We start from the raw sequence: 16,428 nt of genomic DNA, 5'->3' as shown, positions 1-16,428 counted from the left end.
TAATATCGACTTAGAAGGTGGATGAACATGGCAATTTTAAATAAAGTTATCATTGTGGAAGGTAAATCTGATAAGAAGAAAGTGCAACAAGTCATAGCTGAACCTGTAAATATTATTTGTACACATGGTACAATGAGTATCGACAAACTAGACGATATGATAGAAACATTATATGGAAAACAGGTCTATATTCTTGCCGATTCAGATGATGAAGGCGAAAAAATTAGAAAATGGTTTAAACGTTATTTAAGTGAAAGTGAACATATCTATGTAGATAAAACATATTGTGAAGTCGCGCGTTGTCCTAAAAATTATCTTGCTCATGTATTGAGTAAATATGGATTTAACGTAAAAAAAGAGAAAAAACTTATACCTAATTTAAGTTCTGAAAGGTTAGTACTCGTGAATGAATAATTCTATTAAAATCGAAGACATCAAAGAACACTTTGATAAAGATAAACATTTAATATTTGGATATACTCCTATGTGTGGAACATGTAAGATTTCAGAGCGCATGCTAGATATTGCAAATGATATCGAACAATTACCACTTAAAAAAATTGATTTAAATTTCCATAAGTATTTTAGTGAAGAATATAAAATTATGTCTGTACCTGTACTGTTAATTATGGATAAGGATAAAGAAGTAGATAGAATCTATGCATTTCAATCCGTGCCATATTTGTTAGAAAAGTTAAAAAAATGATTGACGAATTATTAGTACAGTGATAGGATATAAATTAATTAAATAGTGCGAAAACTCTTATCGAGAGAGGTGGAGGGATGTGCCCTACGAAGCCCGGCAACCGTCTATAATGGAAATGGTGCCAATTCACATAAAGTTTAAGACTTTAGAAGATGAGAGAAAGATAATTTTAAATGCTTTCTCATCTCTCTAGGTGGGAAAGCATTTTTTAATTACATAAGGAATTTAAGGGAGGCATTTAACGTGATTGAGTTAAATCAAGTTGTTAAACGCTATCACACAAAGAACAAAGATGTACTAGCAGTAGATCACGTTGATTTGAATATAGAATCAGGCTCAATTTTTGGAGTGATTGGGTTCTCTGGTGCTGGTAAAAGTACGTTAATTCGAATGTTTAATAATCTAGAAGAGCCGACTTCAGGGGATATCGTTATAGATGGAGACAATATTAACAAACTTTCTAAATCAGATTTGAGAAAAAAACGACAAAAAGTAAGTATGATTTTCCAACATTTTAATTTATTATGGTCACGTACTGTCATTAGTAATATTATGTTCCCACTAGAAATAGCTGGAGTAGCTCGTACAGAAGCAAAAAAAAGAGCTTTAGAACTTGTAGAGTTGGTCGGTTTAAAAGGCCGTGAAAAAGCTTATCCTTCAGAATTATCGGGTGGTCAAAAACAAAGAGTTGGGATTGCTCGTGCATTAGCGAATGATCCGAATGTCTTATTATGTGACGAGGCTACAAGTGCGCTAGATCCACAAACAACGGATGAAATTTTAGATTTACTGTTAAAAATAAAAGAAGAAAGAAATCTAACGATTGTGATTATTACACATGAAATGCAAGTGATTAGACGCATATGTGATGCAGTTGCAGTGATGGAAAATGGACGTGTTATTGAGCAAGGTAATGTTGATGAAGTATTTGAAAATCCTCAACATGAGGTGACAAAACGATTCGTGAAAGACGATTTAGACGACGATTTTGAAGATTCAATTAAACATCTAGAACCATTGAACAAAGACGCTTATATTGTAAGGTTGAATTTCAACGGTAATAATACAACACAACCTGTTGTATCTGATATTACGCGAACGCAGAATATTGAATTAAATATTTTGGAAGCAAATATTAAAAATACACGTACAGGTTCAATTGGATTTTTAATTGTACACATTCCACATATTAGTGAAGATGGATTTAATACATTTGTAACTGAGTTACATAAACAACACGTAAATGTGGAGGTGATTAAACATGGATAAATCATATGGTGATATCTTCCATGAAATGATTACTATGCCTAACGTGCAATGGCCTGAAGTTTGGCAAGCAATATATGAAACACTTTATATGACTATAGTGTCAACCATTTTTGCTTTTATCTTTGGCTTAATCTTAGGTGTGCTGCTTTTCTTATCAGCTAAAAGTGACGCACCTGGAGCTAAAATTTTCTATACGGTAGTTTCATTTATAGTTAACTTGTTCCGTGCAATTCCATTTATTATTTTAATTTTGTTATTAATTCCGTTCACAAGTGTATTATTAGGTACAATTAGTGGACCGACGGGAGCACTTCCAGCATTAATCATTGGCGCTGCACCGTTCTACGCAAGATTAGTTGAAATCGCATTTAAAGAAATCGATAAAGGCGTTATTGAAGCAGCATGGTCTATGGGTGCGAATACTTGGACAGTCGTTCGAAAAGTATTGCTTCCAGAAGCAATGCCAGCACTTGTTTCAGGTATTACAGTAACTGCTATCGCTTTAGTTGGTTCAACTGCTATTGCAGGCGTTATTGGTGCAGGTGGTTTAGGTAACTTAGCTTACTTAACTGGTTTTACACGTAACCAAAACGACGTCATTCTAGTGTCAACCGTATTTATTTTAATTATTGTATTTATAATCCAATTCATCGGGGATTGGCTTACAAATAAAATTGATAAACGATAATAGAAAAGAGGACAGATTAAATGAAAAAACTTTTAAGTTTAGTATTAGTACTTACACTGACAGTTGTATTAGTTGCTTGTGGTAAAGGTGGAGACGAAAAAGATAAAAAAATCGTTGTAGGTGCCTCACCAGCACCACACGCTGAAATCTTAGAAAAAGCAAAACCACTTCTTGAGAAAAAGGGTTATGATTTAGAAATTAAAACAATCAATGATTACACTACACCTAATAAGTTGTTAGATAAAGGTGAACTTGATGCTAACTACTTCCAACACGTTCCTTATTTAAAAACTGAAAGTAAAGAAAAAGGATACAAAATTGAAGATGCAGGTAAAGTTCATTTAGAACCAATGGCTGTTTATTCTAAAAAATACAAAAGTTTAAAAGACCTTCCTAAAGGTGCGACAGTTTATGTTTCAAATAACCCAGCTGAACAAGGTCGTTTCTTAAAATTCTTCGTTGATGAAGGCTTAATTAAAATTAAAAAAGGCGTAAAAATTGAAGACGCTAAATTTGAAGATATTACTGAAAACAAAAAAGATATTAAATTCAATAACAAACAATCAGCTGAATACCTTCCGAAAATCTATCAAAATCAAGATGTAGATGCAGCTATTATTAATTCAAACTATGCTATTGATCAAGGCTTAAGTCCACAAAAAGATTCAATTGTAGTTGAAAAACCTAATAATAACCCTTATGCAAACCTAATTGCAGTTCGTAAAGATCATAAAGATGATGAAAAAATTAAAGCTTTAGTTGAAGTATTACAATCTAAAGACATTCGTGATTTCATCAATGAAAAATACAAAGGTGCAGTTGTACCTGCAAAATAATGAATAATATGCAGTAAAAAACGGTTCACAAAGAAATATGTGAACCGTTTTTTTATTTTATATCAATACATTTATTGCAGTCATTTATATTATAAACTTGAATCGTCTTGATATAGTATTCCAACGCCGATACCACCTTGACCCATCGCATATTCAAATTTAACAATTTCTATATATGGATGTTCTTCTAAGAATGCATTAACCTTTTTATTTAAACCTTTTTCTGTCATAGCAGTAAAATTAACAAATGTCATAGTTATCATCTCCAATTGGATAAGTAAATTGAACAATGTTATTATAACAATTATTTTAATTAGACAGAAAATATAAAAAACAACAGAATTTATGTTTATACAGGATATGTATTGGGTATATTAATATTACAAAAATCATTTAAGAATGAAATGTTCAACAAGGAGGAATTTAAAATGGCAGAAGATAAATTTGAACAAGCTAAAGGTAACATTAAAGAAACAGTTGGTAATGCAACTGATAATAAAGATTTAGAAAAAGAAGGTCAAGGCGACAAAGCTTCAGGTAAAGCTAAAGAAGTGGTTGATAACGTTAAAGATAAAGCAAATGATGTTATTGATAAATTAAAAGGCGATAAATAAGTCGTTTTAACTAGAAGAGAACGCATGTGTTAAACACATGCGTTTTTTGTTTATTTTAGAATATTATGTCTGAGTATCATTGTTAGACGTAATCAGTCCTAATGAATAACTTACTATATATCCTATTACTAAAGAAATAATCGAAACAATCCATTCTACTGGTGATTTAGGAATTCCTGGGAATACAGCATAAATTGAACCAATAACAAAACCAGTAATTAAGGCAAATGTTCCAATAAAGTGGTGGGTTAAAAAGTATTTTATAATACGGCTTGAAAATAGAAATCCACATAAAATACCTAAACCAACTACTATTAATATAGGCAGACCGGTAAAGTTAAATTTAGCTAAATTAGCAATAGCTAACATTATTGTTCCATATGCACCGAATACAAGTAGCATAAATGAGCCAGAGATACCTGGAAGTAGCATTGCACTAGAAGCACAAACACCTGCTATAAAATATTTAATAATAAGACTAAAAGATAATTGAAGTGTTAAACTTGATTGCTGTGTGCTAGGATTTAATAACGTTAATGTCACTATAACTATGATTCCTAAAATTAATAATCCATAGTGTTTAGTTGTAAATGTTTTTTTAAAATCTGAAGTTTTTAATAAGTAAGGGACAATGCCTATAATTAAACCAGTAAAAAAGAACATCGTTATTACGTGATGATGATCGAGTAGGTAATGAATTAAATTACTAAGTACACCAATCGCTAAAATCATTCCTATTAATATAGGAAGTAAAAATTTTAGACTTGGCCAAAATCGTTTAGAAAATAATCCACTAATGGATGAAATAAAACCATCATATATTCCTAAAAGTAAAGCAATGGTACCTCCACTAATTCCTGGAACTAAATCTGAAGTTCCCATCGCAAATCCTTTTAAAATATTTTTCCATTTGAATGTCATAAAGGTCTCCTTTCTTTATTAAGTTAATACGAATACTACCAAATTTTTAACTTACATTGAAATATTAAGTAGTCAATCATCGTTAATATATAGATGCCTATTGAGAACAGATACCTTTTGATTATCAGTCGCACTTGAAAATTGAAGTCATTTCGAAACAATTTTGACGAAAATATAATCTTTTTTGTCATTTTAATAAGTTTATATTGGGGACTATTTACGTTATAATTAAGTGTATTAAAGTGTTAGAAGTCTTTTTGACTATAAATTAAAATTACTATAAACTAGTTAAGAAAACTTTATATTTTATGGAGGGAATATAAATGTCATCAACATTGGAAATTAAAGACTTACATGTGTCTATTGAAGATAAAGAAATTTTAAAAGGTGTTAATTTAACAATTAATACTGGTGAAGTTCACGCAATCATGGGACCTAATGGTACAGGTAAATCAACATTATCTTCTGCAATTATGGGTCACCCAAGTTATGAAGTCACTCAAGGTGAAGTATTACTTGATGGCGTAAATATTTTAGAATTAGAGGTTGACGAAAGAGCAAAAGCAGGTCTTTTCTTAGCAATGCAATATCCATCAGAAATTACTGGTGTAACAAATGCAGACTTTATGCGTTCAGCGATTAATGCAAAACGTGAAGAAGGTCAAGAAATTAACTTAATGCAATTTATTAAAAAATTAGATAAACAAATGGATTTCTTAGATATTGATAAAGATATGGCGCAACGTTATTTAAATGAAGGTTTCTCAGGTGGGGAGAAAAAACGTAATGAAATCTTACAATTAATGATGTTAGAACCTAAATTTGCGATTTTAGATGAAATTGACTCAGGTTTAGATATTGATGCATTAAAAGTCGTTTCTAAAGGAATCAATGAAATGCGTGGTGAAGATTTCGGTGCATTAATGATTACACACTATCAACGTTTATTAAACTATATTACTCCTGATAAAGTACATGTTATGTATGGCGGTAAAGTTGTAAAATCAGGCGGTCCAGAATTAGCTAAACGTCTTGAAGAAGAAGGTTATGAATGGGTTAAAGAAGAATTTGGTGCAACTGAATAGGTCATTAAATAATATAAAAACTATTCATAAAAAGAACTGATTGATTTTAAAATGTGGAAATAAACAGTTTATATATCAATTCAGTTACTAAAATTTTTCATCAAGTAGGAGGAAAAAGCATTATGACAACAGAAACTTTAAATATTTCTGAAGCACAACTTGTTGATTATTCTAAAGCACAAAATGAACCTTCTTGGATGACTGAACTACGTCAAAAAGCTTTGAAATTAACAGAAACTTTAGAAATGCCTAAACCAGATAAAACAAAACTAAGAAAATGGGATTTCGATGCATTTAAACAACATCATGTAGAAAGTAAATCATATAATGATGTATCAGAACTTCCTGAATCAGTTAAAAATATTATTGATATAGAAAATTCTAAAAATTTAATTATTCAACATAATAATGATTTAGCTTTCACACAAGTATCAGAACAAGCAAATCATAATAATGTTATTATTGAAGGTTTATCAAAAGCGCTACAAGATCATAGTGAATTAGTAGAAAAATATTTAATGAAAGATGCAGTTACAGTAGATGAACATCGATTAACTGCTTTGCATACAGCATTATTGAATGGTGGCGTATTTGTATATGTCCCTAAAAATGTAGTAGTTGAAGACCCTATTCAATATGTAGTATTACATGACAATGAGAATGCAAGTTTATTTAATCATGCCATTATTGTAACGGAAGAAAGTGCTGAAGTAACATATGTTGAGAATTACCTTTCAACTGCAAGTGGTGAAGGTAATCAAGTCAATATTATTTCTGAAGTGATTGCAGGAGCAAATTCAAACATTACTTATGGTTCAGTTGACTATCTAGATAAAGGATTTACAGGTCACATTATCCGTCGTGGTGTGACGGCAGCAGATGCATCAATTAATTGGGCTTTAGGTTTAATGAATGAGGGAAGCCAAATTATTGATAATACTACTAACTTAATTGGTGATCGTTCAACAAGTGAACTAAAATCAGTCATTGTTGGTACTGGTGATCAAAAAATTAACTTAACATCTAAAATCGTTCAATATGGTAAGGAAACAAATGGTTATATCTTAAAACATGGTGTAATGCGTGAAAATGCTTCATCTGTATTTAACGGTATTGGATATATTAAGCATGGCGGTACAAAATCTATCGCAAATCAAGAATCTCGTGTGTTAATGCTTTCAGAGCATGCTCGCGGAGATGCGAACCCTATTCTACTTATCGATGAAGATGATGTTGAAGCAGGTCATGCAGCTTCGGTTGGTCGTGTTGACCCAGAACAACTTTACTACTTAATGAGCCGTGGTATTTCTCAAAAAGAAGCAGAACGTCTTGTTATTCATGGTTTCTTAGATCCAGTTGTCCGTGAATTACCAATTGAAGATGTGAAACGTCAATTACGAGAAGTCATCGAACTTAAAGTAAATAAATAGGTCATTGAGATTTTCAATAAAAGAAAGGTCGTGAAGGTAGTGGCCGAAACTTCATTAAACATACAAGAAATTATTGAAGACTTTCCTATACTAAATCAAAAAGTTAATGGAAAACGATTAGCTTATCTTGATTCAACAGCAACAAGTCAAACACCAGTGCAAGTATTAAATGTATTAGATGATTATTATAAACGTTACAATTCTAATGTGCATCGTGGTGTGCATACTCTAGGTTCTTTAGCAACAGATGGATATGAAAGTGCTCGTGAGACAGTACGACGTTTCATTAATGCTAAATATTTTGAAGAAATTATTTTTACTAGAGGTACGACTGCTTCAATTAATATTGTTGCACATAGTTATGGAGACGCTAATATTAACGAAGGCGACGAAATCGTTGTGACAGAGATGGAACATCATGCTAATATTGTGCCTTGGCAACAGCTAGCTAAACGAAAAAAAGCTACTTTAAAATTTATTCCTATGACTGATGATGGTGAACTAAGAATCGAAGATGTCAAATCGACAATTAATGACAATACTAAGATTGTAGCTATTACTCATGTGTCTAATGTCTTAGGTACCATTAATGATATAAAAGCAATTGCTAAGATTGCGCATGAACACGGTGCTATTATTAGTGTTGATGGAGCACAATCTGCACCTCATATGGATATCGATGTTCAAGATTTAGATGTTGATTTCTTTAGCTTTAGCGGTCACAAAATGTTAGGACCGACTGGTATTGGTGTATTATATGGAAAACGTGAACTACTTCAAAACATGGAACCTGTTGAGTATGGTGGGGACATGATTGATTTTGTAAGTAAGTACGATGCAACATGGGCTGACTTACCTACTAAATTTGAAGCTGGTACACCGATTATTGCTCAAGCTATTGGATTGGCTGAAGCTATTCGTTATATCGAAAATATAGGCTTTGATGCCATTCATCAGCATGAAAAAGAATTAACAGAATATGCATATGAGCAATTATCTTCAATTGAAGGATTAGAAATATATGGTCCCCCTAAAGAAAGACGTGCAGGTGTGATCACTTTTAATTTAGCTGATATTCATCCACATGATGTTGCTACAGCAGTAGATACTGAAGGTGTCGCTGTTAGAGCTGGACATCACTGTGCGCAACCATTAATGAAATGGTTAAATGTATCATCTACTGCAAGAGCAAGTTTTTATATTTATAATACTAAAGAAGATGTTGACCAATTAGTAGAAGCATTGAAACAAACGAAGGAGTTTTTCTCATATGAGTTTTAATAATTTAGATCAACTTTATAGATCTGTAATTATGGATCATTATAAGAATCCTCGTAATAAAGGCGTTTTAGATAATGGATCAATGACAGTAGATATGAATAATCCTACTTGTGGTGATCGCATTAGACTAACATTTGATATCGAAGATGGTATCATTCAAGAGGCGAAATTCGAAGGTGAAGGTTGCTCAATTTCAATGTCAAGTGCATCGATGATGACTGAAGCAGTTAAAGGTCATTCATTAGGTGAAGCAATGCAAATGAGTCAAGAATTTACTAAAATGATGTTAGGTGAAGATTATAACATCACTGAAGATATGGGAGATGTAGAAGCATTACAAGGCGTTTCTCAATTCCCAGCACGTATTAAATGTGCAACGTTAGCGTGGAAAGCTTTAGAAAAAGGTACAGTGCAAAAAGAAGGTAAAGCAGAAGGTACAACTGAAGAATAAAATACGAATAGGTAATAAATGTTATTCTAAGCACTATGGTGCTGTGACATTTTACACATATTTCTTTTTATATAGTTTGCATGTTGTTACAATGACTATAGATAGTAGTGAAAGATAAATGATGCGCATATCGTTTTAAATATATTTAAGGAGTGATTGAAATGGCTAAAAAAGCACCTGATGTTGGAGATTATAAATATGGTTTCCATGATGAGGATGTTTCCATTTTCAGATCAGAACGTGGTCTAACAGAAAATATTGTTAGAGAAATTTCTAAGATGAAAGAAGAACCAGAATGGATGCTTAATTTCCGATTAAAAGCTTTAAAACTATTCTATAAAATCCCAATGCCTCAATGGGGTGGCGATTTATCAGAGTTGAATTTTGATGACATTACTTATTATGTTAAGCCTTCAGAGCATACTGAACGTTCTTGGGATGAAGTACCTGAAGAAATTAAACGTACATTTGATAAATTAGGTATACCAGAAGCAGAACAAAAATATTTAGCTGGTGTTTCTGCACAATATGAATCAGAAGTTGTATATCATAATATGGAAAAAGAATTAGAAGAAAAAGGGATAATCTTTAAAGATACAGACAGTGCTTTACGTGAAAATGAAGACTTATTTAAAGAATACTTTGCTTCTGTTGTTCCAGCAGCTGATAATAAATTCGCAGCATTAAATTCAGCAGTATGGTCAGGTGGTTCATTCATCTATGTACCTAAAAACGTTAAATTAGATACACCATTACAAGCGTACTTCCGAATTAACTCAGAAAATATGGGTCAATTCGAACGTACATTAATTATTGCTGATGAAGGGGCTTCAGTAAACTATGTTGAGGGTTGTACTGCACCAGTATATACTACAAGTTCATTACACTCAGCAGTAGTTGAAATTATTGTTCATAAAGATGCACATGTTCGTTATACTACTATCCAAAACTGGGCTAACAATGTGTATAACTTAGTTACTAAACGTACGTTTGTTCATGAAAATGGTAATATGGAATGGGTTGACGGTAACTTAGGTTCTAAGTTAACAATGAAATACCCTAACTGTGTATTATTAGGTGAAGGTGCGAAAGGTAGTACATTATCCATCGCATTTGCGGGTAAAGGTCAAGTTCAAGATGCAGGTGCTAAAATGATTCATAAAGCCCCAAATACATCTTCAACTATCGTATCTAAATCAATTTCTAAAAACGGTGGTAAAGTAATCTATCGCGGTATCGTTCACTTTGGACGCAAAGCTAAAGGTGCGCGTTCAAATATCGAATGCGATACATTAATTCTAGATAACGAATCAACTTCAGACACAATTCCATATAATGAAGTATTTAATGATAATATTTCATTAGAACATGAAGCGAAAGTTTCTAAAGTATCTGAAGAACAATTATTCTATCTAATGAGTAGAGGGATTTCTGAAGAAGAAGCAACAGAGATGATTGTTATGGGATTCATCGAACCATTTACTAAAGAATTACCAATGGAGTATGCTGTAGAAATGAACCGTCTTATTAAATTTGAAATGGAAGGTTCAATTGGATAATTTAAGATATAGCTTAAGCTAATAGTTAAAAGAACTAGAATGTTTAACATTCTAGTTCTTTTGTTTTTCAAGTATATTAAAAAGAAGTAAACATTTAATATATATAGAACAGGTGATAAGTCAAATATTGATGTTTATAATGCAATAGTGTGATCATTGTTTGACTGAACTATTAAATAACCAATTATTCAAGCCAATATAGTAGGTAATACGGATTCAGAAGTGGTAAGTATGCCCGAAGTAGTAGTCAATTTGTTCAAGTAATGATTAATTATGAGGGCGATATTCCATCTTATCCAGTTCAAAATCAGTTAATACAATCTATTAGAAGACAAGTAGTTACAAATGGAGATAGTGAATTTACCCATAATTGGAGTGGATCCCCGGTTAGCTACTAATCAAAAGTGAATGATTTAATAGATTAATTATTTTTACAAATTAATCAGTTATTAACGCGCACTTAGGGTGTTATAGTGACGATTTTAAAGTAATAAGAAAATGTAAAGTTAGTATACAACAAGTGATATATTAATTTTGAATGTGGTATCATATATCTGGTGATAAAAATGATTAATATCGGTCTAACTGGATGGGGAGATCATTATTCTTTATATGAAGATCTTGAAAGACAAACAGATAAATTACGTACGTATGCGAGTCATTTTCCTGTTGTTGAACTTGATGCCTCATATTATGCTATCCAACCTGAACGTAATATATTGAAATGGATCAATGAAACACCAGATAAGTTTCAGTTTATCGTTAAGATTCATCAAGCATTGACGCTTCACTCAGATTATAAAACTTATGCTGATTCACGATCTGAACTATTTAAACAATTTAGACACATGCTTGAACCACTGATTGCACATCATAAATTAGCAATGGTACTTGTGCAATTTCCACCTTGGTTTGATTGTACAGCTCAAAATATAAATTATATTTTGTATGTTCGACAACAGCTAGAAGATATCCCCATGTGTGTAGAATTTAGACATCAATCTTGGTTTAATTCCCAATTTAAAGAACAAACTTTAATGTTTTTAACCGAACATCAAATTATTCATGCGGTCGTAGATGAACCACAAATTAAAGATGGGTCTATACCGTTAGTCAATCGTATAACTTCTAGTACTGCTTTTGTGCGTTATCATGGTAGAAATCAGCATGGTTGGACTAAAAAAGATATGACAGATCAAGAGTGGCGAGATGTTAGATATTTATATAATTATAATGAAAATGAATTAAAAGATTTAGCGAATAAAGTTCAAATATTAGAACAAAAAGCTAAAAAGGTCTATGTCATTTTTAATAATAATTCTGGTGGTCATGCAGCTCAAAATGCTAAAACCTATCAAGATATTTTAGATATAGAGTATACAGGCTTAGCACCTCAGCAATTAAAATTTTTCTAAGAGGCGAATTATAATGTTTTTAACAATGATTTTATTAGTTTTAATTGGATTATTATCTGCAGTATTAGGTTCTTTAGTAGGTATTGGTGGCGGTATAATTATCGTACCTACTTTAGTGTATTTAGGAGTAAACCATCATCTGTTACACGGCATCACTACTCAGGTTGCAATTGGTACGTCATCGGTTATTCTTATTGTAACTGGACTTTCTTCATCTGTTGGTTATTTGAAAACAAAGCAAGTAGATATTAAAAATGGCTCTATATTTTTATTTGGATTATTACCCGGTTCACTTATTGGTTCATTTTTAAGCAGATATTTAACATTAAATTCGTTTAATTTATACTTTGGTATTTTTATGATCTGTGTATCTATTTTATTGATGATTAGACATAAAATTAAACCATTTAAAATATTCGATAAGGAAAAGTATCGTAAAACATACATCGATGCTAAAGGGATGACATATCATTATAGCGTTCCACCTATGTTTGCTTTCTTTGCTACATTATTTATAGGTGTACTTACAGGTTTATTTGGGATTGGTGGTGGAGCGTTGATGACTCCTTTAATGCTTATAGTATTTAGATTTCCACCTCATGTAGCAGTAGGGACAAGCATGATGATGATTTTCTTTTCAAGTGTAATGAGTTCAATTGGTCATATTATTCAAGGTCATGTTGCTTGGTCATATTCAATTATTCTAATCATTTCTAGTTATATTGGCGCTCAAATTGGAGTAAAAATAAATCACTCGATTAAATCAGAAACAGTAGTATTATTATTACGCACAGTAATGTTAATTATGGGTGTATATCTAATTATTAAATCGTTTCTATAAAAAAACAGGAGGAATTTAAGTGAAGCTTACAATTTTTCATACAAATGACATTCATAGCCACCTTAATGAATATGCACGTATTATGACGTACATGGCTGAACACCGACCTGAACTTCAACACCCTTCACTTTATTTAGATATTGGTGATCATGTTGATTTATCTACACCAGTAACAGAAGCAACTATGGGCAAAAAGAATGTTGAACTTTTAAATGAGGCTCATTGTGATATTGCTACAATTGGGAATAATGAAGGAATGACTATTTCTCATGAAGCATTAAACAATCTTTACAATGATGCACAATTTAAAGTCATATGTGCTAATGTTTTAGACGAAGATGGCCACTTACCTCGTCATATTGCCACATCTTATATAAAAGAAATAGAGGATGTGCGCTTTTTATTTGTAGCAGCCACGGCACCTTTCACGCCATTCTATCGAGCACTTGATTGGATTGTGACAGACCCATTAGAAGCCATCAAAGACGAAATTGAACAACGCAAAGGACAATACGATGTATTAATAGTTATGAGTCATGTAGGTGTCTTTTTTGATGAAAAATTATGTCAAGAAATCCCAGAGATAGACGTAATACTAGGAAGCCACACACATCATCATTTTAATCATGGTGAAGTCAATAATGGTGTACTTATGGCAGCAGCAGGGAAATATGGATATTATCTTGGAGAAGTGAATTTAACGATTGAAAATAAAACAGTAATTACTAAAGAAGCTACATTACATCCAGTAGACACATTACCAGTCGTTAAAACACATTTTGATGAAGAAGGAAAAGATTTGATGAATAAGGCGATTATTAATAAGCCAGTTTCTTTATCTAGTAAAACAAATGTGATTACAAAAACGACTTATTTACTTGCAGAAAGTGTGTATGAGTTTACAAATGCAGATTGTACAATTATTAATGCTGGATTAATCGTTAATAGTATCGAGGGCGATCAACTTACTGAATACGATATCCATACTATGTTACCTCATCCAATCAACTTAGTTCGTGTACGTTTGAAAGGTTCTGAATTGAAAAAGGTAATCTTAAAAAGTCAAAAGCAAGAATATATGTATGAACATGTCCAAGGGTTAGGATTTAGAGGCGATATTTTTGGTGGTTATATATTATATAAATGTGGATTTATTCAATCAGAACATCGCTTCTTTGTAGATGGACAAGAAATAGAAGATAACCGTACCTATATATTAGGAACTGTAGATATGTATACATTTGGAAGATATTTCCCATTATTAAAAGGAACATCGATTGATTATTTAATGCCGGAATTTTTAAGAGATATCTTTAAAGAAAAATTAATTCAAATGCATCATTCTTCTTAGTACACAAATGTTCATAGTTATGTCTTAATTTTATAAGTTATTACATTTTAATTTAATGTAAATTTCGTTATAATAGTTGAAGATAGATTAAACAGGAGGGTATGTGTTGTTATGGCTACTAAAAATGAAGAGATTTTACGTAAACCAGATTGGTTGAAAATAAAGCTAAACACTAATGAAAACTACATCGGCCTCAAGAAAATGATGCGTGAGAAAAATTTACATACAGTTTGTGAAGAAGCAAAATGTCCAAATATACATGAATGTTGGGGAGCTAGACGTACGGCTACATTTATGATTTTAGGTGCGGTATGTACAAGAGCTTGTCGTTTCTGTGCAGTAAAAACTGGCTTACCTAATGAACTAGATTTAAATGAACCAGAACGTGTTGCAGAGTCTGTAGAACTAATGAATCTTAAACATGTTGTTATCACAGCTGTTGCACGTGATGATTTAAGAGATGCAGGGTCTAATGTATATGCAGAAACAGTTCGTAAAGTACGTGAACGTAATCCATATACGACAATTGAAATTTTACCGTCAGATATGGGTGGGGATTATGAAGCACTTGAAACACTAATGGCTTCAAGACCAGATATTTTAAACCATAACATTGAAACAGTACGACGCTTAACTCCAAGAGTTCGTGCGCGTGCGACTTACGACAGAACATTAGAATTCTTACGTCGTTCTAAAGAGTTACAACCTGATATTCCAACTAAATCAAGTTTAATGGTAGGTTTAGGTGAAACATTGGAAGAAATTTATGAAACAATGGATGACTTACGTGCAAATGATGTTGATATTTTAACAATTGGTCAGTATTTACAACCATCACGTAAACACTTAAAAGTTGAAAAATACTATACTCCATTAGAATTTGGTAAATTAAGAAAAATTGCAATGGAAAAAGGATTTAAACATTGTGAAGCTGGTCCAATGGTACGAAGTTCTTATCATGCTGATGAACAAGTAAATGAAGCGGCAAAAGAAAAACACCGTCTTGGAGAAGAACAGTTACAACAAAAATAATATTAACCCAAAAATTTAAAATAAACTTTCTTTTAAGCGATATCACATAATGAAGTCATATTATCTTATGAAACAATGATATGAGTACATAAAGTCAATTAAGAATGTTTATTAATAGGTAGATGCTAAAACTTAGATTGCTCTTTTTCTTTAAAATAGGCAATCTAAGTTTTTATTATAATTATAATTAAAGGTGACTTATTATGATTAGAGTTAATCAACAGTATTTTGAATTAATTGAAGATTATAGAGAATGCTTTGATGAAGAATTATTTGCTTCAAGATATTCAGATATACTTGATAAATATGATTTTGTAGTTGGAGATTTTGGTTATGATCAATTACGTTTAAAAGGATTTTATAAAGATTCAAATAAAAAAGCTGAAATTTCAAAACGTTTTTCAACCATCCAAGATTATATTTTGGAATATTGTAATTTTGGTTGTCCATATTTTATAGTGAGACATATTAATGAGAATGAACGATTAGAATTAACTAGTGTAGATGAAGTAGAAGATAAATTGCATGATGTGAAAATAAAACCAACAATACAAACTACACAATCTACTGAAAAAAAGAATAATAAATAATGAAAGGTCAAAACAATGATATTCACAAAATATACATTGTTTTGACCTTTCATTTATTGAATAACTTGATTTAGATATTCAATGATTTCTTCGCTTTCTTCTTGAGAGACACCTAATATATGAGCAATATATCCTTCTTCTTCAATATCGTCTGTGCCTATGATGCCAAATTTATTAGTTTGAAGATTTAATACCAGTGTTTTGCCGTAATGACGATCGGTCTGAATAAGCATTAAATCATAGCGACTATGTTCACCTACAAATCCTACAAATTGTGCTTGCGATTGTTCCTCATCATCGTACAGAAACATATCTATCATATCAGTCATGCTCCTTTATTTTTAATATGTGAAATTAGT

General features: G+C 31.7%; 19 protein-coding genes and 1 riboswitch. Of the genes, 16 read left to right on the top strand and 3 right to left on the bottom strand.

What is annotated here, in order from left to right; genetic code table 11:
• Positions 1-27: 27 nt before the first annotated feature.
• The 5 genes from NST64_RS09240 to NST64_RS09220 all read left to right on the top strand — a co-directional run bounded on the left by NST64_RS09240 (position 28) and on the right by NST64_RS09220 (position 3,499).
• Positions 28-414: a toprim domain-containing protein gene (locus NST64_RS09240; protein WP_002448075.1), complete on the top strand. Its 387-nt coding sequence runs from the start codon at positions 28-30 to the stop codon at positions 412-414.
• Positions 407-706 carry a thioredoxin family protein gene (locus tag NST64_RS09235; protein ID WP_002448091.1) on the top strand — a complete coding sequence of 100 codons (300 nt, stop codon included), beginning with the start codon at positions 407-409 and terminating at the stop codon, positions 704-706. The genes NST64_RS09240 and NST64_RS09235 overlap by 8 nt, the downstream gene beginning before the upstream one ends.
• 54 nt (positions 707-760) lie before the next feature.
• A riboswitch (SAM riboswitch) is annotated at positions 761-865 on the top strand.
• Between the two features lie 84 nt (positions 866-949).
• Complete coding sequence (locus NST64_RS09230; RefSeq protein ID WP_049418678.1) at positions 950-1,975, top strand: methionine ABC transporter ATP-binding protein; 1,026 nt, start codon at positions 950-952, stop codon at positions 1,973-1,975.
• Positions 1,968-2,663 (top strand): methionine ABC transporter permease, encoded by a 696-nt coding sequence (locus tag NST64_RS09225; RefSeq protein ID WP_002448101.1) that lies wholly within the window; start codon positions 1,968-1,970, stop codon positions 2,661-2,663. The genes NST64_RS09230 and NST64_RS09225 overlap by 8 nt, the downstream gene beginning before the upstream one ends.
• Positions 2,664-2,683: 20 nt before the next feature.
• Entirely contained in the window at positions 2,684-3,499 is an 816-nt protein-coding gene (locus tag NST64_RS09220) for a MetQ/NlpA family ABC transporter substrate-binding protein (protein ID WP_002448060.1), read from the top strand.
• A gap of 89 nt (positions 3,500-3,588) precedes the next feature.
• On the opposite strand, the gene NST64_RS09215 is transcribed toward NST64_RS09220, so the two are convergent.
• Positions 3,589-3,753, bottom strand: a complete 165-nt coding sequence (locus tag NST64_RS09215; RefSeq protein ID WP_002448129.1) for a hypothetical protein — start codon at positions 3,751-3,753, stop codon at positions 3,589-3,591.
• A gap of 174 nt (positions 3,754-3,927) precedes the next feature.
• Here NST64_RS09215 and NST64_RS09210 point away from each other — a divergent pair, with 174 nt between their 5' ends.
• A complete protein-coding gene (locus NST64_RS09210) occupies positions 3,928-4,113 on the top strand; it encodes a CsbD family protein (protein ID WP_002448111.1) in 186 nt (61 codons plus the stop codon).
• Positions 4,114-4,176: 63 nt separating this feature from the next.
• Here the strand turns inward: NST64_RS09210 and NST64_RS09205 are convergent, their stop codons facing one another.
• On the bottom strand, positions 4,177-5,034 hold the full coding sequence (locus NST64_RS09205; RefSeq protein ID WP_002448183.1) for a DUF368 domain-containing protein: 858 nt from the start codon (positions 5,032-5,034) through the stop codon (positions 4,177-4,179).
• Positions 5,035-5,357: 323 nt separating this feature from the next.
• Between NST64_RS09205 and sufC the strand changes: the two genes are divergently transcribed.
• The 10 genes from sufC (at position 5,358) to NST64_RS09155 (ending at position 16,069) form a co-directional block, all read left to right on the top strand.
• A complete protein-coding gene (sufC, locus tag NST64_RS09200; RefSeq protein ID WP_002448050.1) occupies positions 5,358-6,119 on the top strand; it encodes a Fe-S cluster assembly ATPase SufC in 762 nt (253 codons plus the stop codon).
• A 122-nt stretch (positions 6,120-6,241) separates the two neighbouring features.
• Complete coding sequence (gene sufD / locus NST64_RS09195) at positions 6,242-7,549, top strand: Fe-S cluster assembly protein SufD (RefSeq protein WP_002448151.1); 1,308 nt, start codon at positions 6,242-6,244, stop codon at positions 7,547-7,549.
• A 30-nt stretch (positions 7,550-7,579) separates the two neighbouring features.
• Positions 7,580-8,830: a cysteine desulfurase gene (locus NST64_RS09190; RefSeq protein WP_172457916.1), complete on the top strand. Its 1,251-nt coding sequence runs from the start codon at positions 7,580-7,582 to the stop codon at positions 8,828-8,830.
• Complete coding sequence (sufU, locus tag NST64_RS09185; protein ID WP_002448166.1) at positions 8,820-9,281, top strand: Fe-S cluster assembly sulfur transfer protein SufU; 462 nt, start codon at positions 8,820-8,822, stop codon at positions 9,279-9,281. Before NST64_RS09190 ends, sufU begins: the two co-directional genes overlap by 11 nt.
• 161 nt (positions 9,282-9,442) lie before the next feature.
• A complete protein-coding gene (gene sufB, locus NST64_RS09180) occupies positions 9,443-10,840 on the top strand; it encodes a Fe-S cluster assembly protein SufB (protein WP_002448087.1) in 1,398 nt (465 codons plus the stop codon).
• Between the two features lie 566 nt (positions 10,841-11,406).
• Entirely contained in the window at positions 11,407-12,255 is an 849-nt protein-coding gene (locus tag NST64_RS09175; RefSeq protein ID WP_002448225.1) for a DUF72 domain-containing protein, read from the top strand.
• A 13-nt stretch (positions 12,256-12,268) separates the two neighbouring features.
• Positions 12,269-13,096, top strand: a complete 828-nt coding sequence (locus NST64_RS09170; RefSeq protein ID WP_049418681.1) for a sulfite exporter TauE/SafE family protein — start codon at positions 12,269-12,271, stop codon at positions 13,094-13,096.
• Between the two features lie 19 nt (positions 13,097-13,115).
• Positions 13,116-14,447: a bifunctional metallophosphatase/5'-nucleotidase gene (locus tag NST64_RS09165; RefSeq protein WP_049418683.1), complete on the top strand. Its 1,332-nt coding sequence runs from the start codon at positions 13,116-13,118 to the stop codon at positions 14,445-14,447.
• 111 nt (positions 14,448-14,558) lie between these two features.
• Positions 14,559-15,479 (top strand): lipoyl synthase, encoded by a 921-nt coding sequence (gene lipA, locus NST64_RS09160; protein WP_002448197.1) that lies wholly within the window; start codon positions 14,559-14,561, stop codon positions 15,477-15,479.
• 203 nt (positions 15,480-15,682) lie between these two features.
• Positions 15,683-16,069 (top strand): YutD family protein, encoded by a 387-nt coding sequence (locus NST64_RS09155; protein ID WP_002455560.1) that lies wholly within the window; start codon positions 15,683-15,685, stop codon positions 16,067-16,069.
• Between the two features lie 53 nt (positions 16,070-16,122).
• Here NST64_RS09155 and NST64_RS09150 read toward each other — a convergent pair whose 3' ends face one another.
• On the bottom strand, positions 16,123-16,389 hold the full coding sequence (locus tag NST64_RS09150) for a DUF3055 domain-containing protein (RefSeq protein WP_002448201.1): 267 nt from the start codon (positions 16,387-16,389) through the stop codon (positions 16,123-16,125).
• Between the last annotated feature and the right edge of the window lie 39 nt (positions 16,390-16,428).

Origin of the sequence: Staphylococcus sp. FSL W8-1268, from assembly GCF_038003965.1 — a bacterium.
Lineage (GTDB): Bacteria > Bacillota > Bacilli > Staphylococcales > Staphylococcaceae > Staphylococcus > Staphylococcus hominis.
Note: the sequence above shows the minus strand (reverse complement) of the source record. Positions and strands in the feature narration are given on the sequence as shown.